26 protein-coding genes are annotated in these 25,740 nt (G+C 53.2%); 9 read left to right on the forward strand and 17 right to left on the reverse strand.

Going from position 1 to position 25,740, the window contains the following annotated elements; genetic code table 11:
* Positions 1-5: 5 nt before the first annotated feature.
* Positions 6-1,178, reverse strand: coding sequence for an RNA-guided endonuclease InsQ/TnpB family protein (locus tag THEAM_RS02805; RefSeq protein ID WP_041439386.1), 1,173 nt, complete (start codon positions 1,176-1,178; stop codon positions 6-8).
* 85 nt (positions 1,179-1,263) lie between these two features.
* Between THEAM_RS02805 and THEAM_RS02810 the strand changes: the two genes are divergently transcribed.
* From THEAM_RS02810 to THEAM_RS02830, 5 genes are read left to right on the forward strand one after another with little or no spacing between them, the layout of a single operon-like run.
* Positions 1,264-4,008, forward strand: coding sequence for a tetratricopeptide repeat protein (locus tag THEAM_RS02810; protein ID WP_013537309.1), 2,745 nt, complete (start codon positions 1,264-1,266; stop codon positions 4,006-4,008).
* Positions 4,008-4,592 (forward strand): DUF507 family protein, encoded by a 585-nt coding sequence (locus tag THEAM_RS02815; RefSeq protein WP_013537310.1) that lies wholly within the window; start codon positions 4,008-4,010, stop codon positions 4,590-4,592. Before THEAM_RS02810 ends, THEAM_RS02815 begins: the two co-directional genes overlap by 1 nt.
* Positions 4,564-4,866 (forward strand): FtsB family cell division protein, encoded by a 303-nt coding sequence (locus THEAM_RS02820; RefSeq protein ID WP_013537311.1) that lies wholly within the window; start codon positions 4,564-4,566, stop codon positions 4,864-4,866. Before THEAM_RS02815 ends, THEAM_RS02820 begins: the two co-directional genes overlap by 29 nt.
* Positions 4,844-5,332: a hypothetical protein gene (locus THEAM_RS02825; RefSeq protein WP_013537312.1), complete on the forward strand. Its 489-nt coding sequence runs from the start codon at positions 4,844-4,846 to the stop codon at positions 5,330-5,332. Before THEAM_RS02820 ends, THEAM_RS02825 begins: the two co-directional genes overlap by 23 nt.
* Entirely contained in the window at positions 5,316-5,597 is a 282-nt protein-coding gene (locus THEAM_RS02830; RefSeq protein ID WP_013537313.1) for a hypothetical protein, read from the forward strand. The genes THEAM_RS02825 and THEAM_RS02830 overlap by 17 nt, the downstream gene beginning before the upstream one ends.
* Before the next feature lie 7 nt (positions 5,598-5,604).
* On the opposite strand, the gene THEAM_RS02835 is transcribed toward THEAM_RS02830, so the two are convergent.
* The 16 genes from THEAM_RS02835 to THEAM_RS02905 form a co-directional block, all read right to left on the reverse strand.
* The gene (locus THEAM_RS02835) at positions 5,605-5,952 is read right to left on the reverse strand and encodes a DUF6394 family protein (protein WP_013537314.1); all 348 of its coding nucleotides are present in this window, start codon (positions 5,950-5,952) and stop codon (positions 5,605-5,607) included.
* A gap of 4 nt (positions 5,953-5,956) precedes the next feature.
* On the reverse strand, positions 5,957-7,102 hold the full coding sequence (locus THEAM_RS02840) for a potassium channel family protein (protein ID WP_013537315.1): 1,146 nt from the start codon (positions 7,100-7,102) through the stop codon (positions 5,957-5,959).
* Positions 7,103-7,113: 11 nt separating this feature from the next.
* Positions 7,114-8,223 (reverse strand): aminotransferase class I/II-fold pyridoxal phosphate-dependent enzyme, encoded by a 1,110-nt coding sequence (locus tag THEAM_RS02845; protein WP_013537316.1) that lies wholly within the window; start codon positions 8,221-8,223, stop codon positions 7,114-7,116.
* A complete protein-coding gene (gene mtaB, locus THEAM_RS02850; RefSeq protein ID WP_232203435.1) occupies positions 8,177-9,493 on the reverse strand; it encodes a tRNA (N(6)-L-threonylcarbamoyladenosine(37)-C(2))-methylthiotransferase MtaB in 1,317 nt (438 codons plus the stop codon). The genes THEAM_RS02845 and mtaB overlap by 47 nt, the downstream gene beginning before the upstream one ends.
* Positions 9,494-9,742: 249 nt before the next feature.
* Positions 9,743-10,615 carry an ArsA family ATPase gene (locus THEAM_RS02855; RefSeq protein WP_013537319.1) on the reverse strand — a complete coding sequence of 291 codons (873 nt, stop codon included), beginning with the start codon at positions 10,613-10,615 and terminating at the stop codon, positions 9,743-9,745.
* On the reverse strand, positions 10,596-10,859 hold the full coding sequence (locus THEAM_RS02860) for a DUF7990 family protein (RefSeq protein WP_013537320.1): 264 nt from the start codon (positions 10,857-10,859) through the stop codon (positions 10,596-10,598). Before THEAM_RS02860 ends, THEAM_RS02855 begins: the two co-directional genes overlap by 20 nt.
* A complete protein-coding gene (locus THEAM_RS02865; RefSeq protein WP_013537321.1) occupies positions 10,834-11,706 on the reverse strand; it encodes a lysophospholipid acyltransferase family protein in 873 nt (290 codons plus the stop codon). Before THEAM_RS02865 ends, THEAM_RS02860 begins: the two co-directional genes overlap by 26 nt.
* Positions 11,654-12,733: a tetraacyldisaccharide 4'-kinase gene (gene lpxK, locus THEAM_RS02870; protein WP_013537322.1), complete on the reverse strand. Its 1,080-nt coding sequence runs from the start codon at positions 12,731-12,733 to the stop codon at positions 11,654-11,656. Before lpxK ends, THEAM_RS02865 begins: the two co-directional genes overlap by 53 nt.
* Entirely contained in the window at positions 12,721-13,887 is a 1,167-nt protein-coding gene (locus THEAM_RS02875; protein WP_013537323.1) for a 3-deoxy-D-manno-octulosonic acid transferase, read from the reverse strand. Before THEAM_RS02875 ends, lpxK begins: the two co-directional genes overlap by 13 nt.
* Positions 13,887-14,546, reverse strand: coding sequence for a 7-carboxy-7-deazaguanine synthase QueE (locus THEAM_RS02880; RefSeq protein ID WP_013537324.1), 660 nt, complete (start codon positions 14,544-14,546; stop codon positions 13,887-13,889). The genes THEAM_RS02875 and THEAM_RS02880 overlap by 1 nt, the downstream gene beginning before the upstream one ends.
* The gene (locus THEAM_RS09710; RefSeq protein WP_013537325.1) at positions 14,543-14,701 is read right to left on the reverse strand and encodes a hypothetical protein; all 159 of its coding nucleotides are present in this window, start codon (positions 14,699-14,701) and stop codon (positions 14,543-14,545) included. Before THEAM_RS09710 ends, THEAM_RS02880 begins: the two co-directional genes overlap by 4 nt.
* A gap of 8 nt (positions 14,702-14,709) precedes the next feature.
* Positions 14,710-15,222, reverse strand: coding sequence for a cob(I)yrinic acid a,c-diamide adenosyltransferase (locus THEAM_RS02885; protein WP_013537326.1), 513 nt, complete (start codon positions 15,220-15,222; stop codon positions 14,710-14,712).
* Entirely contained in the window at positions 15,213-16,304 is a 1,092-nt protein-coding gene (gene dxr / locus THEAM_RS02890; protein WP_013537327.1) for a 1-deoxy-D-xylulose-5-phosphate reductoisomerase, read from the reverse strand. Before dxr ends, THEAM_RS02885 begins: the two co-directional genes overlap by 10 nt.
* On the reverse strand, positions 16,291-17,523 hold the full coding sequence (gene hisS, locus THEAM_RS02895) for a histidine--tRNA ligase (protein ID WP_013537328.1): 1,233 nt from the start codon (positions 17,521-17,523) through the stop codon (positions 16,291-16,293). Before hisS ends, dxr begins: the two co-directional genes overlap by 14 nt.
* Positions 17,495-18,160, reverse strand: coding sequence for a uracil phosphoribosyltransferase (gene upp / locus THEAM_RS02900; RefSeq protein WP_013537329.1), 666 nt, complete (start codon positions 18,158-18,160; stop codon positions 17,495-17,497). Before upp ends, hisS begins: the two co-directional genes overlap by 29 nt.
* Complete coding sequence (locus THEAM_RS02905) at positions 18,157-18,834, reverse strand: YfgM family protein (protein WP_013537330.1); 678 nt, start codon at positions 18,832-18,834, stop codon at positions 18,157-18,159. The genes upp and THEAM_RS02905 overlap by 4 nt, the downstream gene beginning before the upstream one ends.
* A gap of 48 nt (positions 18,835-18,882) precedes the next feature.
* Between THEAM_RS02905 and THEAM_RS02910 the strand changes: the two genes are divergently transcribed.
* From THEAM_RS02910 to THEAM_RS02925, 4 genes are read left to right on the forward strand one after another with little or no spacing between them, the layout of a single operon-like run.
* Positions 18,883-21,204 (forward strand): EAL domain-containing protein, encoded by a 2,322-nt coding sequence (locus THEAM_RS02910; RefSeq protein ID WP_041439391.1) that lies wholly within the window; start codon positions 18,883-18,885, stop codon positions 21,202-21,204.
* Positions 21,201-22,034, forward strand: coding sequence for a sulfotransferase family protein (locus tag THEAM_RS09410; protein ID WP_013537332.1), 834 nt, complete (start codon positions 21,201-21,203; stop codon positions 22,032-22,034). The genes THEAM_RS02910 and THEAM_RS09410 overlap by 4 nt, the downstream gene beginning before the upstream one ends.
* Positions 22,027-24,939, forward strand: coding sequence for a glycosyltransferase family 2 protein (locus tag THEAM_RS02920; RefSeq protein ID WP_013537333.1), 2,913 nt, complete (start codon positions 22,027-22,029; stop codon positions 24,937-24,939). The genes THEAM_RS09410 and THEAM_RS02920 overlap by 8 nt, the downstream gene beginning before the upstream one ends.
* A complete protein-coding gene (locus THEAM_RS02925; protein ID WP_013537334.1) occupies positions 24,926-25,738 on the forward strand; it encodes a class I SAM-dependent methyltransferase in 813 nt (270 codons plus the stop codon). Before THEAM_RS02920 ends, THEAM_RS02925 begins: the two co-directional genes overlap by 14 nt.
* The last annotated feature ends 2 nt before the right edge of the window (positions 25,739-25,740 follow it).

Genomic DNA, 25,740 nt, shown 5'->3' on the forward strand with positions numbered 1-25,740 from the left:
CTACATTAGGACGGTTGACAACGCCCCACTGGAGCGGATATACCAGCTCCAGTCCTGACTTCTCCCCTGTGGAGAGAAGTCAGATAGTTCTTGACTATGTTCCTGCTGGCGTTAAGGTCAGCATTAAGAGAGAAACCGCAATGCTTACAAACAAAGTGAGACTGGTCAATTCGATTAGAGCGGGAAATGTATCCGCACCTACTACACTTTTGAGAGGTGTAGCGTGCATCTACGTAGACAACCCTTATTCCCTTAGCCTGTGCTTTATACTCTATAAACTGCTGAAGCTGTGCAAAGTTCCAGCTGTGTATCCAGCGTCTATTCTGCTTGTTAACCTTAATCCTTTGCCTGATTCCCTTGAGCTTCTCAAGAACAATTACTCCACCAGCAGGAACGAGGGCAACTATTTCCTTAGCTATTTTGTGGTTAACAGCAGTCCGAAACCGTTTCTCCTTCTGCGAAAGTTTCTTAAGGTGTCTTTTAGCAGAAGGAGTGCCTTTGGACTGCAGTCTCTTGCGAAGTGCAAAGTATCTTTCAGATACGGTTCTAATGTGTCCACCGTTAAAGAACCTATTGATTTTTCCGTCGGGAGTGGAGACAACTGCAAGTTTTCGGAGTCCCAAGTCCACTCCAACACAGAAGTCAACAGGTTCTACATCTGGAAAGTCTTTCTCAACGGTAATGTTGAGGAAAAACTTTTTGAGCTTTTTGTCATATTTGAGGTTAGTAGAGGTAACCTTCCAGTCCAAATACTGCTTGAAGTAATCAGGAATTTTTACTTTAAACTTCTGTCTTCCACCGACAGTAGCAAGGGACACTTCTTCTCTGTTGAGCCAAACGGTATAAGAACGCTTATCGTAGCGAATAACAGGATTTTTGCTCTCTGGACACCTGCTTTTGAGTCCCTTTTTCTTTCTCTTGATTGCAGATTTGAGACTTTCAGTAGCTACGACTCTTGCAGAGATTACAAGCTGGGAAGGGAGAGAAGTTTTGTTTCTGACGGTGTAGTAGGTGAGTTTGTGGAGCTGGACTCCGTTCCAAGTTTCGGCTTCCCACCCGATTCTGCAAGTGTAGTTGTAAGCGAACTTATACTGTTCAAGCGTTTCAAGGAGTATTTGCTTTTGTTCTTCGGTAGGTTTAAGGACGAGTTTGAGAGTTCGTTGCAGTTTCATATTCATATACTACTTCGATACCCGCGAAATTTCAAGTGCGGTCTCCTCCCTGCTTTGAAAAGCAGGGTTTCCGACCGCAAGGGAGGTTTCTATGAAAAAGGGAATTTCGACCGGACTCGTTGCCCTTCTTCTGAGCGCTTCTGCCGCCTTTGCTTCCGACCTCAATCTCGGGGTGAAGCTCTACAGAGACGGCCTTTACTCTCTGGCCGCGAAAACTTTCAAGGAAAATATGGAAACCCTTGAGGGCAAGGAGTTTACGAAGTTTTACAGGGTTGCCTACCTCTCTTTTCTCAAGGCCCGCGACTACGCCGCCCTTAAGAAGCTGGTTGACTTTTGGCAGAGCCGATATCCGAACTTCCACAGGGGTGAGCTTCTCGCCCTCCAGACGGTTCTCGCCCTGAAAAACGGTATTCCGATTGAGAAGGCCTTTCCCGCCAAAGAGCTTCAATCCCTCCCCATATCGGAAAAGGTGGGCTTTTTCTACGCCCTGTCGCAGGCAGACCTTCCCCCCGAGGCCGTTTACTACCTCCTTAAGGTGGCCTCAAAGAGCGTAGACCTTAAAGGTGCCGTTAAGGAGAGCGGCTTTTTAAAGAGCGCCCTTGAGAGGGCTACGAAGTCTAACGACTACACCCTCATAGACCTCATCTTCGACAACTACGGCAGGTGGTTTTCGAGCCCCGAGGCCACCTTGCAGTTCATCAGGTACCTTGAGAGGAAGGGGCGCTTTGTAGATGCCCTGGTTGAGGCCCAGAAGCTCTACAAACGTTACCCCAACCAGAGGACGCGTTTGGAGCTTGCAAGGGCCTACTACCTTAACGGTAAGTACGACCGGGTGCTGAAGCTCCTTAAAAACCCCTCTACCCCTCAGGAGCGTTACCTGATTGCCTGGACCTACTTTAAGATGGGGAAGGCCCGCCTAATTCCGAGCGTTATAGGGATGGACGTTTCAAAACCGGCCGTTCCCCAAAGGCTGAAGGTTCTTGAAAACTTTTACGCCGGCTACTTTAACCTGCCCGAGCTTAAAAAGTTCTACCCCGACCTCTACGTTAAGGCCCTCATCTTCTCCTTCTCCACTGCTCCCCTTGAGGGCTCTGTCGGCTCCCCCCACGATAGGGGCTACTACCTTTACGAAAGGGGTCGGTTCTCCGAGGCCTCTAAGGCCTTAGAGGAGGCTCTCCAGTCGGCCGCCAACTCCTACCTGACCCCGAGGAGCCTCTACCTTTTGGGTAGGGTCGGAACCGTTAACACTTCGGTTGGTAACGTTGTCTATACTCAGCTGATGAACAGCTACCAGAACACCCCTTACTACAGGGAGTCGGTTGTTCCGGCCGCTAAAGTTTACCTGCTGTCGGGGAACCCGGCCCTTGCCGTGAAGCTCCTCGACTACGCAAGGAGGGAGCTCGGCTACGATACAGACAGGGTAAAGGAGCTTGAAGCCAAGGCCTTCGTTCAGCTGGGAGACTATAGAAGGGCTGTGAAGCTGCTTGGCGACTGCAGACACCTCTCCGGAGAGGGCTACACGCTGCTTGCCTTTTCTCTCTACCAGCTGGGCAAGGGTAAGGAGGCCCTTTCCGTTCTGAGGAAGGAGCTGAAAAGTAGCGGCCTTTTCCCCGAGGTTAACGGAGGCAGGGCCCTCTTTGTTGCAAGGGCCGTTAGGGCAAAAGACCCGCTAAAAGGGATTAGAGTGAACTCGCCGGTTGTTGAGGCTATGGAGGCGGTAGCTTTCGGGAACGTGAAGCTCGCCGAGCAGGTTTACCAGAGGCTTCCCCAGAGGGAGCGGCTCGCCCTTGCCCTCTTCCTGGCCCGCTACTACGAGAACAGAGACCCTAAAAAGGCCTTTTTCTACATTGCCGAGCTTATGAACCTTGCTTCTACCGACGATGTTGAGTCTTTCGCAAAGCACTACCTCAACTACCTGGCCTACAAGACCGGAGACTTTACGCCCGTTCTCTTTAACGACCCATACTTTATAGCCTACAACCCCGAGAACGCCGTGACCAGCATCTCCACCCTTGTGGCGAAAGCAGAAGATTACGCCTCTGCGGGTCAGTTCGGGAAGGCCTACGGACTGCTGAAGCTTGCCCTTGAGCGAACCACCTCTCCCGACCTGCGCCGGGAGATTGTCTACAGGCTGGTTGAGCTCGACCTTAAGCAGAAGAACTACTCAAGGGCCTTAAAGGACGCTTCGCTCCTTCCGGAGGAGAGCCAGAAGGATAGGGACTTAAAGAACTACCTGCTCTTTAGAACGTACCTTGCGATGGGTAGGCTGGTTGATGCCTACTCTGCGGCTCAAAAAGTTAAAGACGTTGATAACCTGCCCGAAGGGGTAAGGGCCTCTTTCCTTGCGAAGCTCGCCCGCTACTACAAGCTTACCGGCAACAAGGAGAGGGCCGTTGAGCTTACCCGTGAGCTTATAGAGAGGTTCGGCCTTAAAGGGGTTGACTACGATGACCTTGTCAGCCTTGCGATACTCGCTCAGGAGAGCGGGAAGCTGGACCTTGCCAAGAAGCTGATACTTCAGGCTCGGAAGAAGGCCGTTAAGCCCGAGCAGGTTGTTGAGTCTACCTTCTGGAAGGCGGCCATAGAGGCTCAGCAGGGCGATATCGACGACGCCATAATAGACTATCTGAAGATTGCCTACGACTACTCCAAGTATGAGCCTTGGGCCTCTACTGCCCTTTACAGGGCGGCTCAGCTCTTTGAGCAGAAAGGGGATTACAGGCAGGCCTTGAAGCTCTACGAGAAGGTGGCCAAGCTGAAGAGGGGGACAAAAGAGGGAGAGATTGCGGCTAAAAAGGTAAAATCTCTCCTGCAAAGACTGAACGAGGAGGAGTGATGCCTAAGAAAAACCGCTTCCTGAAGCTCCTGGCCGACAGGATTGTCGATAACCTCCTTGAGCGGGAGTTGGTTATAGCCGACAACCCCGAGGAGTTTAAAGAGAAGGTTTACACAATCCTCTACGAGGACTACAAAACCGAGAAGGAGCTTGAAGAGGAGGCGGAGAGGATAATCCAGGAGAACAGCGAAGAGGTGCTCTACAGGGGGGTCTCTTTAACCAAGGCCAGGAAGCTCGTTAAGGAGAAGCTGGCAAAGGAGAGGGGGATTCCCGTTATAGGGAGTCCGTTTTCACGGGAGAAGGCCAACTACCTTGCCGGGAAGATTCTGAGGCTGATACTTACCGACGATACCCTTGACTACACCGAGGAGCGGGGGGTTATAAGGGGAGCCATAGTTCGTTCCTTCGACGAGGTTGCCAAGCTCCGTAAGGAGATAGACCAGAAAGTTAGGGAGAAGATTGCCTCCCACTCAAGGCCCATTTACGAGGGCACTCCCGAGTGGTACGCCCTTTACAGGCGTTACTACAACGAAGAGCTCATAGAGAGGGGACTGATTGAGCCGGAGTCGGAGTCTGAGGTGTAGTTTTACCCTCCTTGTTGTCTTCTGGGCCCTTTTCGGGCCCTGGGCCTTCTATAGCTACTTCTACGGTGAGAACTCCGTTTCTACCCTGAAGGGCCTTAAAGAGACCTACAGCCGCCTGAAGAAGGAGAGGGACTACTGGGCCGACAGGAACGAGCTTCTCAGGGAGAGGCTCCAGTCTTTTAAGGAGAACAAAGACTTCTACTACAAGAAGCTCGCCCGTGAGATGTTCGTAAAGGGCAAGGACAACGAAGATGTTATCCTCTTTGTTAAGTAACCTGAAGGCCTTCTTCTCTGCCTACGGCAGCTGGAAGGAGCCTTTCGGCAACTTCTCCTTCCTCGGCTCTGTTGTTCAGAAAACGGTTCACACCACCTTTTTCATGAAAGACTACGAGCTCGTTAACCCTTTTTACCTGCTGGGCGTTTACGCGGACTCACCTCCGGTAAAGGGCGAGCTTCGGCGCCTTTTCAACCTGTTGAAGGTTGAGAGCAGGAAGCTCCTCACCCTTCCTCCGGACCACTACATCTCCACCTTCGCCCTTCTCATTTTGCCTCGGCAGGAGTTTGATATCTCCCCGGAGGAGCTTGAAGAGTTCTATCTCAGGGAATCCCTCTGGTTAGGGTTTAAAGGGTTTTACAGGTGTGGCCTTATCGTCTTTAACGGCAGGGAGTTTGTGGCTCCTAGAAAACTTGCAGACGTTTCGGCTTTCCTGAAAGGGGTAAGCGGTGAAACAGTTACTTGAGGCCCTCTTACTGCTTTTTCTGCTCTTTTACTACTCCGTGAAGCTCAGGAGCTTCTGCAGGGAAGCCCCCTACGGCGTGGCCCTCTCCTTCCTCTCCTTTTTCTTCTGGCCCTTTAAGGCTGCCGTTGCCGTTTTTGTAAGCCTTACCGTTACCGTTTTCCTGCTTTCTGCCTTCTCGGCCTGCAGGAAGAGCACTTTCCTGCTCCTCTACTCGGTGCTCCTTTTCCTTGTGGGGCAGCTGCTTGTGAGGCTGAAGCTCCCGTGAGAAGCTCCTACCACCACTCCTCCTCCCGGGCTTCAATCACCGTTTCCACTATCAGGATGATAACCGAGAAAACGTTTGCAACCAGCGCTCCCCAGGCAAGGGCCTCTACAAGGGTGTGTCTCGTTCCCATCTCGTAGAAAATGAGTGCCGGTATAAGGTGGAGGTCTGCCGCAAGGCTCGTTGCAAGGAGCTCTGCGCTTAAGGTCTTTTTACTGCCGAGCTTTAAAAGCGTTGCTATCAGGTTGAAGGTAACCGAGGCGATTAGCTCAAAGGGGTCGCCGTCGTAAACGAAGCCGACCGTTGTTGTCAGCGACATCATAACGAAGAACGCCGTACCCACTTTACTCCAGTCCATTACCTTAACCTCCGAGTCTCTCTTTCAGTTTCCTCTTGAGCATTGCAGAGCGGGAGGCTATCTTGCCCTTGAACAGCACCCTTACCGCCTCCTCCAGCCGCTTCCTGGGGCCCACAACAACTAAAATGTCGAGGGCGTCGATTTTTGTGTCGCCTCCGGGGGTGAATATCACTTTACCGTCGGGCTTTTTAACCGCTATAACGGTGATGCCGAACCTCCGCCGGAGGTCGAGCTCCTTCAGGGTCTTGCCCACTACGGGGGAGTCGGGCTGAACCACGAGCTCCTCTATGTCTATGAAGGTGTGCTCCCCGAAGAGTATCTCCTCCAGCAGCGATTTCTCTCCGAAAATGGGAGGCTTTCTCGCGAGTATCGCAACCCTCTTTGAGATTATGTCGGGGATGGTCTCAACGTAGTCGGCCCCTACGAGCTTTAACTTCTCCTTGAACTCCTTCCTCTTTACCAGGCCGATTGTGAAAAACGGGTAGATGTTGTTCTTGTTTACCACGTTCTTAACCGTTAGGGTAATCGCCAAGTTCTTGTAGTCGTCGGCGGTTGCCACCACCGCTCCCACTGCGCTCTCTATGTTGGCAAGGTAGAGGGTGTTCTCCTCTGTTGGTGGCAAGTTCAGGTAGTAGCGTATCTGGTGTTTCTGGGCCAGCTCTTCCAGCTTTTCGTTTTCGTCTACCACCACAACGGGGATTTTGTAGTAGTGGAGCTCTCTTATCAGGTTTAAGGTGTAGTCGTTGAGTCCGAACACTATGTAGTGCCCCTTTAGGGCGGAGATGTCGTTAACCATCTTCCTGAACCTCAGAATTTTTTTTACCTCTCCGCTGGTTACGATGTTTATGAGAACGGCCAGGGAGTAGCCCATTACGGCTCCCACGCCTATTGTCATAACGGCCAGGTTGAAAACCCTATCCTTGGCCGTCATGTTCCACATCTCACCGTAGCCTATGGTGGTAACCGTTAAAACGGTCATGTAAAAGGCCTTGAGGAGCCCCACCCCCGATATGACCATGTAGCCGATTGTCGATACCATGATGGTTATCAGGGCTATGATGAGGGGGGCCCTGAACTTCATTACAACTTCGAGGATTTTCTCCTGGCCGAACTGAGGAGGGATTCGCTTTTTAATCTCTCTCTTCCCCACTCCTTCCTTCCCTACCTGAGGTAGCTGTAAAGGCGTTCAAGGGCTTCCAGTATCTTCTCCGTTTCCGTGCAGAAGGAGAACCTAACGAATTTCTCGGTTCCATTATAGCCGAAGTCCCTTCCGGGCGTTACTGCAACGCTTGTTCTCTCAAGGAGTTCAAACGCAAACTTGAAGGAGTCTTCGGTGAAGGGAGAGGCGTCTGCCCAGATGTAGAAGGCCCCTTTGGGCTCTACCGGAACCTTAAAGCCAATCTCTTTCAGGCCGTTTAGGAGTATCTCCTTGCGCTTTCTGAATACCTTAACGTTTTCCTGAAGCTCGCTTAATACCTCTTCACTGAAGCACTCAACGGCCGCCAGCTGGGAGAGGGTTGGAGGTGCTATCACCGTGTTCTGGAGGATTGCGTTTATCGGTTCAACCATATCCGGGGACGCGATTAGCCAGCCCACCCGCCAGCCGGTCATCAGGAAGAACTTTGAAAAGCCGTTAACAACTATACAGTTCCTCGTTACCTCAAGGGCCGACGGAGCTTCCTCCCCGTAGGTGAGCCCGTGGTATATCTCGTCTGAAATGAGGAAGGCCCTTTTGGAGAGCTTCTCCAGCTCCCTTTTGGTGTAAACGGCTCCGGAGGGGTTTGCGGGCGAGTTCACTATCAGGGCCGGGGTGTTTACCTGAAACGGCCTGACCTTGAAGGAGTTTTCGGGGCCTACCGGAAGGGCAACCCCCTCTTCCCCGAGAACCTTCAAGATGTTCTTGTAGCACGGATATCCGGGGTCTGTAAACGATATTTCCCCTACAAGGCGTGAAACGGTTTTGAGGGCCGCAACTAATCCCGGCGAGCTTCCCGGCGTTACAACAACCTGCTCGGGCTCAACAACAACCCTGTAGCGGCTGTAGTAGAACTCGGCTATCGCCTCCTTTAGTTTGGGTATACCGGTTGCCGGCGTGTACTTGAGCTCCGTTTCCGTAAGAAGCTCGGCGGCTTTTCTCTTGACCCTTTCAGGAACCGGGAGGTCGGGCTCACCGATTTCGAGGTGGATAACCTCCCTGCCCCTCTTTTCAAGCTCCTTTGCCCTTTCAAGAACCTGCATTACGTAGAAGGGCTCTATCTGAAACTTCTCCATAGTTCTCCTCTCTCTTTCTGCCCACCTTTGTGAGTGTAAACTTCACCGTTGAGCCGGTTGGGACTTCCCCGTTCAGTATCGTCTGGATGTAGTTTCCCGTTAGGGCAACGCTGCCGTAGGGGCTCTGTTTTATCACGAGCCCTTCCAGCTCTTTCCCGAGGAACCGTTTCCTGAACTCTACGCTCTTTTCGGTGCCTACCTCCCTGAGCAGCTCGCCCCTCCTCCTCTTCTCCTGGGGCGTAACCGAATTTCTGAGCCTTGCCGCCACCGTTCCCCTACGCCTTGAGTAGGGGAAAACGTGGAGGTAGCCCAGGGGCAGCGATTTTATGAACTCTAAGGTCTCGTTGAACTCCTCCTCGCTTTCGCCGGGAAAGCCCACCATAACGTCGGTTCCTACGCAGCACTCGGGCCTTCGCTTTACGAGCTCTTCGATTACTCTTTCGTAGTCCGAGGGGGTATAGCGCCTTCCCATCCGCTCAAGGACGCTTTTGCTGCCGCTCTGAAGGGGAACGTGGTAGTGGGGGGCCACCTTCTCCGAGCCAGTTATCACCTCTATCAGGTGGGGAGTGAACTCTACCGGCTCTACGGAGCTCAACCTGAGCCTGTAGAGGCCGGGGATTTTAACGGCCTCTTCAACGAGCCTTGCAAGGCTCCACCCTTCAAACTCTCTGCCGTATGCCCCAAGGTGCGTTCCTGTTAGAACTATCTCCTTGTATCCGGCCTCTACCAGCCGTTTTATCTGGGAGAGGGCCTCCTGGGGCGGTAGGCTTACCATCGGGCCCCGGGCCTTCGGGATTATGCAGTAAGTACAGAAGAGCTGGCACCCCTGCTGTACCTTTACGAAGGCCCGTGTTCGGCCCTCGAAGCTCTCTATTGTGAGGCGCTGAAATGTTCCGTCTCTCCACACTCCCTTTACAACGGTGCGGGGAAGCTCTCCCCTGAGCCTGGCCTCAACCAGCTCAACAAGGTTCTGCTTTTCTACGTTGCCGGTTATAAGGTCGGCCTCTTTCACTTTTTCCACGTCTTCGGGGTACACTTCGCTGTAGCACCCGGTTACAACCACCAGTGCTTTTGGGTTCCTCTGTTTCGCCCGCCTTATCGCCTTCCTGGACTTTGCGTCTGCAGTGTGGGTTACGGTGCAGGTGTTTATAACGTAAACGTCTGCCTCCTCTTCAAAGGGCACTACCCTGTATCCGGCCCCTTTGAACTGCTCCTCTAAGTAGGCCGTTTCGTGGAAGTTCATCTTACAGCCCAAGGTGTAAAAGGCCACTCTCTTCAAGTGTTCTCTCCGGCTAAACGGTTATCGTTCTCAGTTAAGGGTAGGCCCCGGGGAGCGGGAAGGCAAGGAGGGCTGCAGGGGTTACCTGCAGCGGTGGCACGGACAGTTGCAGCACCTGTGGAGGCAGCAGGAAGGTGCCGTGAATCCCAGGAGAGCGGCTATGAGGGCTGCGGTTAGCCGTTTCATCGCCCCTCCTTAGATGGTTGACGAACTAATTATATTCTTTTGGGCTCTGTTTTGTTACAGGAGGGACTCAAACTGCTCTATCAGAGGTTCAAGGGCTTTGGTCCCTATCGGTTCCCTGTCTAAGGGTGGGAAGCAGGCCGCAGGTTTGCCAAACAGCTCTTTTACCTCTTCTTTGAACCTGTTGGCGAATACGGCTTTTACCGGAACTCCGGCGCTCTCGAGCTCTTTAACGGTTCTTCGGCCTATTTCAAGGGGGAGCTTCCCCGGGTTGACCACAACCGCAAACAGGGTTGAGGGGCTTTTAAAGAGCTTCCCCAGGAAGCTGTACTCCTCCCTGCGCCTCTTCAGGGCCTCTACTACCGGGTCTTCCTCCTCCCTTTTGCCGGCCATCGCTCTGTACTTGAGGGCCTCCTCTCTTAGGGTTATGAGGGAGTTTACCCAGTTAACGAGCTTCCCCGTTGAGGCCGTAAGCCTCACCGTGTAGCCCGAGGGAGCCGTATCGAACACCAGCCTGTCGAACTGCTCGCTTTCCCGGGAAACTATTTTGTAGATGGCGTCCAGTGCGGCCAGCTCAAGGGCTCCCGGCGAAAGGTAGGCGAGCTCTATCTGATCCTTTACCTGTTGAATTACCGCAGGGCTCACGAGCTTCTCTGCTTCCCTTTCAACCCGCTTCAGGTACTCCCTCATCTCCCTCTCGAGGTCAACCTCCAGACAGAAGAGTCCCGGTAGAACTTCCGTAGGCTCCGCCCCTATCTTCCGCTCAAAGAGGGGAGAGAGGGAGTGGGCAGGGTCGAGGGAGACGAGCAGCGTTTTAAAGCCCTTCCTCGATAGGGCCGCCGCCAGCGCCGCAGAGAGGGTGGACTTCCCCACGCCCCCCTTACCGGACAGGAAAAATGTCTTGAACTCTTTAAGGTTCACCGCACTCACCGAGGGCCCTCCCCAGTATCGTCTCCTTTTCGCTTCTCCTCCAGACCTCAAGCTGTGGGGCAAGGTAGGGCAGAAGCTCTACCGTGTGGTAGAAGAGGGGGTTGGGGATTCCGAGCTCGTGGCTCAGCACTACGCTCAGGAGATCCAGGTTGAGGTAGTGGGCCCTTTTTTCGAGCTTCTCCGTTGCGCCCTCGGCCACGGCGCCTTTGAAGAACAGCTTAACTCCGTTGAGGAACTTTCTCACCTTTCCACTCCTTAAACTCGGGGGAGTTTTTCCACCGGCGGTGGAACCAGAACCACTGCTCCGGGTGTTTCCTCACCGCCCTCTCTATGGCTTCGGTGTAGAGCTGTGTGAGCTCCTCTACCGAGCGGTTTTGGGGGTATATGGGCTCGTAAACTTCTATGCGGTACCTCTCCCCTTCTGCAAAGCAGAAGGCCGGTATTACCGGTTTTCCGGTTTTCACCGATATGAGGGCGGCCCCTTTGTTGGTGTAGGTTTTCCTGCCGAGAAACGTTGTGAGCACCCCTTCTTTGACTTTCGGCCGCTGGTCCAGGAGTATCCCTACAAACCGCTTCTTCTTGAGCTCCCTGATAATCTCTATCCCCCTGCCTGTGGGTATCACTTTCACGCCCCACTTCTGCCTTATGCCGTTTATGAGGCGGTCGACTCTTTTGTTCTTCATGGGCTTTGCCACAACCGAGAGCCTTCCCCCCGAGAGTTTTGAAAAGAGCGCTCCCATAAGCTCCCAGTTGCCTATGTGGGCCGTGAGGAGTATTCCCCCTTCCCGGGGCACAACTGAGGGGTCTACCGGGAGGAAGAGCTCTTTTAGCTCCTGGAAGGTGTAGGTTTTGAGCCGAAGGAAGTCTGCTGCGCAGGCGAGGAAGTTTTTGAAGCTCTCCTTCCCGACCGAGGGGGGAAAGCCTGTGAACTTTAAGTTCTCCTCGGTTACCCTCTTTACACGGGGAACGTTGTAAAAGAGCTCGCCCAAGCCCCTTGCCGTTTTGAGGGCCAAGCTCCTGGGAAGGGCGTTTACCAACTCAACCGAGCCTCTCATAAGTAGATATTCCAGAAGGTGCAAGCTCTCCTTCAACTTCCTCCTCTGGCGCCTTCTCTACGTTCTTTATGTTTGCCAGAATAAACTCCTTAAGGCCGTAAGCGTCAAGCCTTAAAACCGGGGCCTTTACGCCCTTTAGTTTACCTTTAAGCTTTATGAGGTCCTTTTCGGTTGTTACGGGGTTCCGGAGCCGTGATAGCTCTTTTAAGTCCTCCTCGGTGTAGGTGTGGTGGTCGTTGAAAACCCTCACGCTCCGTATTTTGTAGCCGAGGCTCTGAACCATCTTGATGAACTGGGACGGGTTGCCTATGCCGCAGAAGAGGTCCACCTCCCCTTCCGGCGGTTGGGTGGGTTTAAACTCCTCGTTTACCCACCCTTTGAAGCTCTGTTCCGCCAGGAAAACGGGTTTTTTGAAGCTCCTTAAGTAGAGCTCGATGGATTCGACCCTTTTGGGGTTTACCAAGTTGCTCCTTGTTATGACGAAGGCGTCGGCCCTGTTAAAGCCTCTGAGGGGCTCTCTCAACAGGCCTAAGGGGAGGCAGTGGCCGTCGCCGAAGGGGTTAAAGGGGTCAACTGCAACTATGTTGAGAGTAGGTTTTACTTTTCTGTGCTGGAAGCCGTCGTCTACAACAACCGACTTTGCCCCCTGTGAAAGGGCAAAGGAGACCCCTTTGAACTTTTTCTTCGAAACAACGCACCTGTATCCCTTTAAAGCGTAAACCGCCCCTTCGTCTCCGTAGAGCTTCGGGTCTGTGCCCGCCCAGCAGGGTCCTTTCTCCTTTCCCCTGTAGCCCTTGGCCACTATCACGGGGGAGAAGCCGGCCTCTTCAAGGTAGCCGTAAACCGTTTCAACAAGCGGCGTTTTGCCGCTTCCTCCCGCCGTTATGTTCCCTACCGACACAACGGGAACGGGGTACTCCCACGAGCTCAGGATTCCCCAGTCGTAAAGGGCATTCCTTACAGATGCCCCGAGGCAGTAGAGCTTCGACAGAAGCCACAGCGGCGGGTATAAAAGTGTGTAGGCTCCTTCCCTCCGTATGACTTTCTTCCTTAGCGCGTCCAACCTATCTCCTTGAGAATGCGGCGGCTTACGCCCCTTTCCCTCTCCCACCGGGAGAAGGAGTCTCGGGCTTGTCTCTCTCTAAAATTATGGTCTGTGAGCAGCTCTTTAGCCAGCCGGGTTAGCTCTTCCGGCGAAACCGTGGGAACGTTCAGCTTCCTGCACACCTCTTTAAATGCCCAGGCGTTTTGGCCCGTAACCGTTGCAACTTTGAGGGCTACCGGTTCTACCGGGTTGTGCCCCCCCACCTTTGCCGTGAAGCTGCCCCCCACAATAGCAAGGTGGGCGTGGCCGTAGAGGCCTGCCAGCTCCCCCACTGTATCTACAAGGTAGAACTCTGCGTTTTGCGGCACTTTAACCGTTTGGCTGCGTTTGACCGTTTTTCCCGGCAGGGTTACGTTCCTCTTAACGTGTCTGGGGGCGATAACCGTAAGGAGGTTCTTCACCGTTCCCTTGAGGGCGGCGTGGAGTTTTGCCGCAAGCTCCTCTTCACCCGGGTGGGTGCTTCCCCAGATTACAACGGTTCTTCCCGGGGCCTCAAAGTGGGGAAGCTCCTTCGGAGGCGTGTAGTCGAGCTTCAAGTCCCCCACAACCGCAACCCTTTTAAAGCCGAGTTGCCTGGCCCTTTCGGCGTCCTCCTCCCACCTTGCCAGGAAGGTCACCTCCCTAAAGAGGGGTTCAAGGAACCCCTTGAAAGCCTTAAGCCTTTTAAAGGCCCTCTCGGAGATTTTCCCGCTTACGAAGAAGGTGGGTACCTTCAGCCGGGCCGCCGCCGTAAGGAGCGAGGGCCACACCTCCGACTCGTATATGAGCAGCCCCTTTGGGGAGGCGCTCTCAAGGAACCTTTTTACAATCGGGTAGAAGTCTAAGGGGAGTACCCTTGAAGGAACGTTGGGATAGAGCTTTTTCACCCTTTCCAGGCCGTAGTCGGTAAAGGCTGTAACGGCCACTTCCCCCTTTAACGCCTCTACAAGGGGCCTAACGCTCGATGCCTCCCCAACGCTTGCAACGTGGAGCAGGAACTTTCCCCGGGCCTCTTTAAAGCCGGGGTTGAGCCTGGGAAGCAGGTGAACCTCTCCCCTTTTGGCCGCTTTCGCCTTAATCAGCGGAAATAGCGGAACCGAAAGGAGGGTTAGAAGGTTGTAGAGCCAGAACATCACTTCAGCCCTATCAGTTTGTGAACTTGCGGTATAACCCTGAAGGGGAGCTTTCTGAGCTCTCCGTCTGAGAGGAGCATCTGGGCAACTCGCTTGCAGGTTTTGCCGTAGTCTTCAAGGGGGGTTTCGAGGGGCTGGAAAACCACCGGGCTCGGCAGTAGCCCCTCTGACTCCTCTATGAACTCCTTTATTCTCTTGAGGTCTTCGCCGTTGAAGAGGGTGAACTTCAGCTCCACTTCCCGGTAGTGTTTCAGAAAGGCCTTAACGCTTTCGAAGGGGAAGGGAACTCCCATAGAGGGGGGCTTGGGCGACAGAACGAGCCTTACGTTACGGGGGAGGTCGTCTCTGAAGGTGTGGCCGCAGGTTTCCACTATGACCTGCTTTACCGGCTTTGCCCTTTTAAGGGCAGTTAGGAGGTGGGGAAGCTCCTCCTCTTCCAGTGGTTCCCCGCCGGTTACTATCACCGTTTGGAATCCCGCCCTTTCGGCCTCTGCAACGAGCTCCTCAACGCTTTTTCTCTCTCTGCTGCTCCAGGAGTACTTGGTGTCGCAGAACCTACACCCTACCGAACACTTTCCGGTTCTTATGAAAAAGGCCGGCGTTCCTACGGTAAGCCCTTCTCCTTGAACGGAGACGAAAGTCTCGCATATGGTTATCACTTCTCCCTCTTGACCTCTACAGGAGATTTCACCTTTATGTCGTAGTGTTTGCCCACGTAGTAGCCTCCTGCCGCTCCTGCGCCTGCGGCCACCAGAAGGGGAACGCAGCCTGTAAGTAGAGTTCCGCACAGGGCGAGCGCCGCCAGCTTGAGCATGGTTCCTCCTAAAAGTCCACTCCTTCCCTTGCCCTCTCCCCTTTGTAGAAGGGGTGTTTTATAAGTTGGAAGTAGGTGACGTAGTCGGCAACCTCTATCAGCCTTCCCGTTGCGTACCTGCCGGTGAGGACCAGCTCGAGCTTCTCCGGCTTTCCCTTTACGAACTCTACTACCGCCTCTTCCGGTAGGAGTTTAAGGTGAACCGCAACCACAACTTCGTCGAGGACTAAGAGGTCTGCCTCCCTTGCCTTCTCTGCGGCGAGCTTCAACCCCCGTTCCGCGTAGGTTTTGTCGGCCGGCGTAGGTTTAAAGTCGTATCCGGGCCTTCCGGTCTGGAAGAACTCAAAGTTGGGAAGCTCCTTGGCCGCAAACAGCTCTCCCGTTGGTGCTCCCTTTACGAACTGGATAAAGCAGCACTTGAGTCCCCTGCCCACAGCCCTGAGGCACAGCCCCAAGGCCGCAGACGTCTTTCCCTTGCCGTTGCCCGTGTACAGGTGAACGAGTCCTTTCCTCAGAGCCACTTTGCCACCTGCCTTGCGAGCTCCCTGGCCCGCTTGTCTATCTGAACCACCTCCTCAACGGAGGCGGGCTCTTTAAAGTTTGAAGACTCTAAGGTCTTTTCTATCAGGCGGGGAATCTTGGTAAAGGCGATTTTGCCCTCGAGGAAGAGCTCTACGGCCACCTCGTCGGCGGCGTTCAAGATTATCGGGTAGGGGTAGCCCTCTTCAAGGGCCCTGTAGGCGAGCTTCAGGCAGGGAAACCTCTCCGTGTCGGGCTCGTAGAACTCCAGTTTCTGCCCTACGAGGTTGAGCTTGAGCTCCTCCCCGAGCGGTAGCCTTTCCGGGAACGAGAGGGCATAGGCTATCGGCACCCGCATATCGGGCACTCCCAGCTGGGCCTTTACCGACTGGTCGGTAAACCTTACGAGGGAGTGAACAACGCTTTGAGGGTGAACCACAACCTTTATCCGCTCCGGAGAGAGTTTAAAGAGCCAGAAGGCCTCTATAACCTCGAGCCCCTTGTTCATAAGGGTTGCAGAGTCTACGGTGACTTTGGGGCCCATCTTCCAGTTGGGGTGTTTTAGGGCCTCTTGGGGCGTTACCGACTCCAGGTCTTCCCTCTCCCTGAAGGGGCCGCCGGAGGCGGTTAGGATTATCTCCTCCACCTCTCTTTGCTTTTCGCCTACTAAGCACTGGAATATTGCCGAGTGCTCGCTGTCTACCGGGATTATCTCCCTTGCCGCTTCGGTAATGAACCTGCCGGCGCAGACCAGCGACTCCTTGTTGGCAAGGGCCAGTCTTGCCCCTTTAAGGGCCGCCCAGTAGGTCGGCAGTATTCCGGCGGAGCCGGTTATGGCACACACCGCTACGTCGAACTCCACCTCTTCTAAGGCCCTTTTAACGGCCTCAAGCCCCTCTTCCGCTACTAAAACGCTCCTTTCCGGCCCGAACTTTTCGGTTTGAAGCTGCAGGGCCTCTCTGTTCCTGCCGGCTACGAGCCCAACAACTTTGAACCTGTCGGGGAATTGCTCGATAACCTTTAGGGTGTTGCGCCCTATTGAGCCGGTAGAGCCGAGGATGAATACCCTCTTACAGTCTCGCAAGGAGCTCCTCCGGGGTTTCCACCTTCTCCTGTTTGCCGGTTTCCAGCTCTTTCAGGGAGAGGAAGTCGTTTTGAAGCTCTTCCTCCCCTATTATTACGGCGAACTTGGCCCTGCACCTGTCGGCAGCCTTCATCTGGGCTTTGAAGCTCCCTTGCCTGTGGTCTATTTCCGCCTTTACTCCTTTCTCCCGCAGGAACTTAACAAGCTCGAGGCCTTTTCTGTAGCCCTCCTCGCCCCTGGTAACCACGAACACCCCTTCCCGCTTCCGGTCGGGGCTCTCTATGAGGAGCATTATCCGGTCTATTCCCATTGCGAAGCCCAGGGCCGGCGTTTTCGGCCCTCCCAGCTGCTTTACAAGGTTGTCGTAACGGCCGCCGGCAAGGACCGTGCTCTGGGCTCCGAGTTTATCGCTTTTAAACTCGAAAACGGTTCTGGTGTAGTAGTCCAGCCCCCTTACAAGTAGTGGGTTCTCCTTAAAGGGAACTTCCATAAGGTTCAGAAGCTCCTTTACCTTCTCGTAGTGCTCTTTACACTCCCTACACAGGTAGTCTGTGATTTTCGGAGCCTTCTCAACTACGGCTCTGCACTGCTCTTCCTTACAGTCGAGCACCCTCAGGGGGTTCCTTTCAAAGCGGGAGAGACAGTTTTCACACAGCTGCCCCTTGTTCTCCTCTAAGAACTCCAGGAGCTTCCCCCTGTATTCAGGACGGCAGCTGCTACACCCTATAGAGTTGAGCTCCAGCTCGGCCTCAACTGCCAGGGCTTTCAAGAGGGAGTGGGCAAGGTATATCACTTCTGCGTCTGCCCCGGGCTGCTCCAGGCCGAAAACTTCGCACCCTGCCTGGAAGAACTGCCTCCTCCTTCCCGCCTGGGGCCGCTCAAAGCGGAACATCGGCCCTACGTAGAACCACTTTGTAAACGGCTCTTTGGCAAAAACTCCGTGCTCTATGTACGCCCTTACCGCCGATGCCGTTCCTTCGGGCCGGAGGGCTATTGTTCTGCCCCCCTTGTCCTCGAACACGTACATCTCCTTCTGGACTATGTCGGTCGTCTCCCCTACGCTTCTTGTAAAGAGCCTCACGTCTTCAAATATCGGCAGAATAACCTCTTTAAACCCCGCCCTTTTGACCACCTTTTTAAAGGTGTCTACAACCTTTTCGAACTTCTCGCTCTCGGGCGGGAGAAGGTCTTCAACACCCCTGATTGCCTTGAACTCCATAGCTTTCAAATACCTCCACCTCTTCTGTTTGACAGTACCTATCTCCGGCGTCGCCCAGGCCGGGAACTATGAACCCTTTGTCGTTTAAGTGGCTATCTACCGCAGCTGTTATAAGGGTTACGTTAAGCCCTTCAAGGGCTCTGAGCCCTTCCGGTGCGCTTACGGCGCAGCAAAATATTACTCTCTCCTGGGGCACTCCTCTCAGAGAGAGGAGCTCTATAACGGCCCGGGCGGTTCCGCCCGTTGCCAGCATCGGGTCGAGCACTATGTAGTGGTCGTCTGTAATCGGGATTTTCGCGTAGTATATAAACGGTTTTAGGGTCTCTTCGTTTCTCTTAACGCCTATGAACCCCAGCCGCGCATTGGGCATCAGCTCCACCGCCGGAGGCAGAAAGCCCAGTCCCGCCCTTAGAACCGGCAGGAAGGTTACCCGGGAGCTAAAAGTTGCGGCCTCTGCCGCGGCTACGGGCGTTTCTACCTTCACCCTCTTTACCGGCAGGGTGTTGAGGGCTCTCTCTATCAGCAGGAGGCCGAGTTTGTGGAGGGCCTCTTTAAACGTGCCGGAAGGGGTGTTGCGGTTTCTGAGCTTGAGTAGTAGCTCCTCTTTCAGCGTACCCTGAAGCTCTATCAGCTTCACTTCAGTAGCCTCTCTGCAACTGCGGTTATCGGTAGGTTACCAAAGTCCCCTTTGAGCCTGTCGAGGTAGTTCCTGGCCGCCGCTTTGTCCCCTTTCAGGAGGGATATGACCAGACCCTCGTAGAGGGCCTCCGGGTAGGTCCAGTCTTCGTCCCTTCGGGCAGTAGAGATGATTTTCTGGGCGGATTGAAGCTCTTTTCTGTCGATTTTCAGCGCGGCAAGTGACGTTTTTGAGGGTGGACTCACGAGGAAGTCGTTTAACTTTGCCTCTTTACTCAGGAGCTTCCCGTCTTTTTCAAGTTTTGCCAGCAGAAATCCTGCAACTTTGCTCGAGGGAGCGTTCGGGTACTCCTTTACCGCCTCTTTAAAGAGCTGTAAGGCCTTTTTTTCCTCTCCGCGGTTGAGGAAGTAGATTCCTTTATCTACAATTAAAGAGGCCTTGCTTTCGAGGTTTGAGAGGTATAGCCTATAACCGAGGAAGGAACCGCCGATAATTATGGCGAGTCCTACAAGGGCGGCAAATTTCTTCCAGTGTGAGAGGAGAAACTGGTAGACGGAGTAGATGTCCGATGCCAGCTGTTCGGCTTCCGGGGTGTCTACCTTCTCGGGGAGGTGAACAGGTGGTTTCTGCTTCTCCTCTTTCCGCCTGTAGGCTTTGTAAGGTGGCTTTTTCACGCTTCCTCCTTGAGGCTTTTGGGGAATTTTACCAGCTCGGGTGTTTAAGTGGCTAAGGATTCGGTGAAGAGCCTTGTAGGTAAGTATGAACGCGGACTCTACCTTCTACTCGGCCTTGTAGGGCTGGTGGGGCTTTTCTGCATTATCTACATAATGTTCTTCAGGCATCAGATAGAGGATGCGGTATACACCTCCGTTTTGAACCAGTCCAGGACCCAGCTCGAGAACCAGGTTTCCCAGATAATCTCCCTTATAGAGAGGGAGGAGCAAGACGGTATCAACTACTTCAAGTCGGAAGTAAAACAAGAGGTTGAGAACGCCTGGGCCGTAGCGCAGGCTATTTACCTTTACGGCAAGGCCCACCACTTTAGAGACTCCACAATTAAAGAGCTCATAAAACAGGTCCTTTCAAAGTACAGTTACTTCAACGGTCAGGGTTACATCTTCATCGACAGCGTTAAAGGAACAGTGATTCTCAATCCAAAATTCCCCCAGATTGAGGGGAAGAACTTCTGGAACTGGAAAGACCTAAAGGGGCAGTTTGTTCACAGGAAGTTCGAGGAGATTGACCTTTACGCTCCCAACAACGAGGGGTTTGTTACCTACTACTGGTATCTGCCCGGCACGAAAAAGCCCGACGAGAAGATAGCCTTTGTGAAGCTCTTTAAACCCTACAACTGGATTATCGGTGGGGGCGTTTACCGCTCTTACATTAACGACTGGGTTATGCACCACGTTCTCACCATCTCCAACTCCTTTAACGTCTTTATCCTCGATAACGGAAAGCGCATCCTTAGGGAAAAGGAGTACAAGTTCTTAAAGGGCCTCACCTTAGACCAGCTTAAAGAGGGCGTTCTGATAAAAACTCCGGAGAAGTTCTACTATCTCAAGTACTACCCGGAGTGGGACTGGATTGTAGGCGCCTACATTACCGGTAACGAGATACTCCGCAAGGTTTTCTACCTGAAGGAGCAGTTCCTCTCCACAGCCAACAGGATTGTTATATTCCTCACTTTGGGAATCTTCGTCTTGGTAGTTATAGTTTCCGGCGGGCTTTACCACTACTACACTAACCTTGTGAACGCCATTAAAGAGCTGGCCGCAAAGCGTAGGGACCTTCTGAAGATGGCCCGCTCCCTCAGGATTGTTGCTTACAAAGACGAGATAACCGGGCTTGCCAACAGGCGGAAGTTTTTTGAAGACCTGAGGAACCTCGAGGGGCACAACCTCCACTTTGCCATTGTGAACATTAGGAACTTTAGGGACTTAAACGAGCTCTTCGGCTTTGAGGGGGGTAACAGGATACTTGCCGAGTTTGCCTCTACCCTCAGGCGGGTTGTTAAGGCAAGGAGTAAGGGGGACTGTAAGCGGTGCAGGGTTTACAGAATCAGGGGGGATAAGTTCGGGGTTCTCGGCTGCGACTTTAACGACAGTGGGTTTCTGGACTTCATTAAAAAGGTCATTAAGAACCTGGAGAGCAAGGACTTCAGTTACAACAACGTAAACTTTAAACTGGACGTTGTGGCCGGTATCTCAAAGAACAAGGACAACATGCTCATAGAGGCGGAGATAGCCGAAGAAGAGGCCAAGAAGCGGGGGCTCGACGCCTTTATGTTCGATGAAGACCTCAACGTTATATTCAAGCAGCTCGAGGAGAACATAAAAGTAGCAACCCAGCTTAAAAAGGCCCTTGCGGAAGACGGCGTTGTTCCCGTGTTTCAGCCGATAGTTGACCTTAAAACGGGAGAGCCCGTTAAGTACGAAGCCCTTATGCGTATTAAGGTAGACGGTGAGGTCCTCTCTCCCGGCGTTTTCCTTCCCGTTGCCAAGAAGATTTCGATTTACAGGCGCCTATCCCGGAAGATGATGGAGAAAGCCTTTGAGGTTGCCAAGGAGAGGGGGGTGAGGATTTCGGTTAACCTCTCTTCGGAGGACCTTGCAGGCGGCTCTATGGTTAACTGGATACTCACCGCTTTAAAGCAGTACGGAATAGCCGACCGAATCACCTTTGAGGTTGTTGAAACCGAGGCTTTCAGCGACATAAAGGCCCTTGAGAACTTCTACTTCAAGATAAAGGAGATTGGGGCCTACCTTGCCATAGACGATTTCGGCAGCGGTTACTCCAATTTTGAGTACCTGGCCACTGTTAAGCCCGACTTTATAAAAATCGACGGCAGCCTTATTAAGAAGATTCCCCAGTCGGAGGAGGTTGAGAAGCTCATTAAGTACATTGTTGCCTACTGTAAAGACCTTAACATAAAGACCGTTGCCGAGTTTATCTCGTCGGAGGAGATTCTGGAGAAGGTTAAGGAGCTGGGCATAGACTACGGTCAGGGCTTTTACCTCGGTAAGCCGGTAGAGGAGATATGATAGGGCCGTTTATAGTAATCGGAATGCACAGGAGCGGAACCTCTCTCGTTACCGACCTCCTTGAGAGTTTCGGCGTTTTCATGGGGGCCAACAAGGATTCAAACGCCGAAGCCCTTGCCTTTCAGGAGCTCAACAGGTGGGTTCTCTCTCAGGTTAACGGCTCTTGGGATTTTCCGGAGGCTTTAAAGTTCCTTCAGGGTAGGCATAAGGCCTTGATTTTAGAGTTTCTGAAGAGGGCTTTGGCCTCTGAGTGGTTTGCAGAGCTTTTCTTCGGTGGCCGGAGCGGTTTTGAGCGTTGGGGCTGGAAGGACCCGCGGAATACTCTGCTCCTTGAGTTCTGGCTCTCGCTCTTTCCGGACGCAAAGGTGATTTCGGTGTGCCGCCACCCTTTAAGCGTTGCCCTGAGCCTGCGAAACAGGCAGAGAAGGCTTCTTAAAGAGGTGAGCAGGCGTTTGAAGTCCCTTGAGGGCTTCTCTCCGGAGTACCTCGGTTTTAAGTTTTTCGGCTCTCCCAGGGTTGAGTCGGTTGTTGAAGGTGCCAAGCTGTGGGCCCTTTACGAGGAGGAGGCACTCGGGTGGCGGGAGAGGCTCGGAGACAGGTGTCTCTTTGTGAAGTACGAGTCTTTGCTCTTGCAGCCTGAGCGGGAGCTTCACCGCCTTGCCTCTTTCGTGGGAGCCCGGGTAACAGAAGAGACCATAGCTACCCTTTCTGAAAAGTTTAATACAGATAGGGTAAAACCCTTTACCGAAAGCGACGAAGAGCGCTTTTGGGCGGAAGCTCCCGAGCGTGTTATCTCTTTAGCTTCCCGGTTGGGGTACTACAATGGCTAAGGTCAGCCTTCTCATTCCCACTTACAACCGCCCCCTCTTCCTAAGGAGGGCCTTAGAGTCTGCCCTTAACCAGACCCGCCTGCCCGACGAGATTCTGATATTTGACGACAACCCCGACTTTGATGAGAACTACCGGGCAGTAAAAGACCTTGTAGAGACCCACAAGGACAGGGTTTTCTACAGGAAAAACCCCGAGAACCTCGGGGTTGTGGGCAACTACCGGGTCCTCTTAGAGAGCGCCTCCGGTGAGCTCGTAAAGTTCCTCTCCGACGACGACTTCCTCCACCCGGAAGCCATAGAGCGGATGGTTGAGCCTTTTGAAAAAGACGATTCCGTTGGCCTTGTGGCCTGTGGAAGGGCCGCAGTAGACCTTGAAGGAGAGGTTGTAAACGGCCTGCCCGCCTATCTACCCCTTGTTGACAGGGAGGGAAGTGTAGATGTTGAGTGGGCCGTTAAGCTCACTCTAAAAGAGCTCTCAAACAGGGTTGGAGAGTTCTCGGCCTACATGTTCAGAAAAGAGCTTCTCGACTTCAACCCCTTTAACGTGGCCGGTGTCCCTTTCCACGCAAACGCCGACTGGGTTCTGTGGATGGGGCTCCTTTTAAGGAGCGGCAGTAAGCTTCACTACATTCCCGATAGGCTCGTAGCTTACACGGTTCACCCCCAGCAGGACCAGAGCTCCCTTAAAACGGTTGTTGAAGGGGTGTTTGAGCTTGCCAACCTCCTCTTAAATAGAGAGGTGTGGTCGTTCCTCGGCTATAGTCTTTCAAGGGAAGAGGTAGCTCGCGGTTTTGAGAAACTTTTGCAGCGAGAGATTCGTCTTGTTCCAGTGGAAGAAGTTATTTATCCCCTCTACAGGCTTTACAGGCGCTACATAGAAGGCTTCTCTAAGCCTAAACCTTCAGCCTCCTCCAACGGGCTTTCAGTTGTTATCGTCACCTATAACAACGAGGAGACCCTTAGGCCGCTTTTTGAAACCCTTCTGCCCTCCCTTTCGCCTTCCGACGAAGTTATAGTTGTTGACAACGCCTCAACCGACTCCACCCCTTACCTTTTAAAGGAGCTTGCTTCTGAAGACTCGCGGGTTAAAGTCGTTTTAAACAAAGAGAACCGCGGTTACGCTCCCGCTGCCAATCAGGGGGCCGATTTGGCCTCTAAACCTTTGCTCCTCTTTCTGAACCCCGATACAGCTCTCCCTCCCGGCTGGCGCAGCAGGTTAGAGAGGGCTTTTAAAGATAGAAGTGTAGGCGCCTTGAGTGTCCTGGGCGTGGGAGTTTACTTTACCCAGCATGTGGGCAAATTCTCGGCGGTTGACCTTTTTACCGGGCTTAAAGAGGTAAAGGAGGCAGAGCTCATAGAGACCCTCGACTTTCACGTAAGTAGTCTTTTCGGTAGCGGGCTTGAAGAGAGGAAGTTCCTTTCGGGCTTCTTCCTTGCAACGCCGAAAGAGCTCTTTGAAGAGCTGGGGGGCTTCGACGAAGAGCTCATCCTGGGTATGGACGACCTTGACTACTGCCTGCGCGTTAGAGAGAGGGGCTTTAAGCCAGTTCTCCTTAAAGGCCTTGCAGTTTCGCACAACTGGCACCACTCCTTCAAAAAATCCCCCTCGGAAAGTAACAGGCTGAACGAGCTCAGCGTTAACAGGTTCGCCGATAAACTCGTTGAAAAGTACGGATACGGCAGGGTGCCTCCGCCGGAGGAGCTGTGGAGCTCCCACCTCGACAGACACCTTTTCTACCCCTTTGTTCCCACAAAGGAGAAGTTTCGCTTTATGTTCCGTTACGGCAGGGAGCCGGTCGATTTCCCCTCTGCCGCCCGAACCCTCTTTAGAGGGCCGAAAGTTGCCGTTGTTACGGTCTGCTATTACTCCAGCGGCGTAATCGGCAAGCTTGCAGAGAGTTTAAGCCGCCAGAGTTACGGAAACTTTACCTGGATTCTCATAGACCACTCCGAAAGCGAAGAAGAGCTTGAGAAACTGAAGAATACCGTTTCTTGCTACCTACCTCCCGATAAATTCTGCGTAATTCCTCGGGAGAACAGGGGCTTTGCCGCCGGGGTAAACAGCGGGGCCTCCGTATCCCTCTCTCTCGGGGCCGAGTTTGCCTGGTTCCTCAACCCCGACGTTGAACTTCCCTCCCGGAAGACCCTCTTTGAGATGCTGAAGAACTTCCTCTACACCGGGGCCGACCTTTTAACCTGTGAGATAAGGGATTCTCGGAACCCGGAGCTCCTTCAGTACGATGGCCTGAAGTGCTCCTTTATCCCCTTTAAAGACCCCTTCAGGCGCCTTAAACGGGTTGCCTTTCTGACCGGTTCTGCCTTTTTCTGCCGGCCCGAGCTCTTAAAACGGATTCCTATGGCCGAACACTACTTCCTTTACTTTGAGGATAACCGCTTTAAGCTCGACCTTGAGGCTGCCGGTTACTCCCTTATTTACACGCCTTTTGTCTCAATCGTCCACAGGGGCAGGGAAGTTTTCCCCGAGAACCCCGTTCAGTACTACTACTTTATAAGGAACGAAATACTTTTCCGCTTCCACGAAACAGAAGAGTTTATAAAAAACGGAGAGAAGGGGGCGCGCTTCTTCCTTGAGGTGTTGGGTTATTACCTTTCAAACGTAAGAGACAGAAAAGTTCTGAGGGCTCTAACTCTGGCCGTTCACGACGGAGTCGACCGAGTGAGCGGGAGGCGCCGGAATCTGGATGAACTGCTCCGCTTTAAGGGTAGAGGCTCAAGAAGGGAGTTGAAGGAGCGCTTTATGTCGCTTAGGCGTTTCTCAAAGCGGCTCGCCCTAAAGGCGGGACTCGAGTACCTGCTTACCTTCCCAAAAGACAAAGAGGCCTTTACCCTGTACCTTAAAGATGCCCACACGGTTTTGAGGGAGGGGAGCTGTGGAGTTAAGTGAACTTCTCGGCACTGTTGCAAACGCCGCTAAAAACCTCCTTGCGGTTCCGAAAGAGCTGGAGGAGATTGCAGAAAACCGCTACACCTTGGCCTTCTCCGCTTTAAAGGCGAGTTTGCCTCCCGGCTCCACCTACGCTCAAGTTCTGAACATGGTAAAGGGGGGGAAGATTTTAGAGCTCGGCTGTTCCTCCGGCTACTTTGGCCTCCACCTGAAGAGGCGCTATCCGGAGGCAGAAGTTGTCGGCGTAGACATAGACAATAGTGCCCTTAAAGAGGCGGAGAGGCTAAAAGTTTACAGAGCCCTCTACCGGCTCGACCTTGATACAGAGCCCCTTGAGGAGGTGTTTTGCAAGCACGGTCCCTTTAAAACGGTTCTTGCCATGGACGTTGTAGAGCACCTGAAGAACCCCAACTTCCTTATGGAGCAACTCCTTTCGGCCCTTGAAGGGGAAAGCGAAATAATCGTTTCAATTCCCAACGTGGGTCACTTAGACGTTATCTACAACCTCCTCATCGGCAGATTTAACTACTCTCTCTTGGGAATTCTCGATAACACCCACCTGCGGTTTTTCACAGAAAGCTCGTTTATCCAGTGGGTCGAAACGGTGGCCGCCAACGGGGGAGTTGACGTTAACGTTGAGACCGTAGGTAGAGTGGAAGCTCCCTCTGTTTTACTTGGTGACTCACTTCCCAGAGAGCTTCAAGAGAAAGTCGTAGCCCAGCTCAGGCGTCTTGCGAAAAAGGTGGATAACCCAAACCTTCTAACCTCCCAGTTTATTTTCAGAATTACCCGGAGGTAGCG

This window comes from Thermovibrio ammonificans HB-1 (assembly GCF_000185805.1).
GTDB lineage: Bacteria > Aquificota > Aquificia > Desulfurobacteriales > Desulfurobacteriaceae > Thermovibrio > Thermovibrio ammonificans.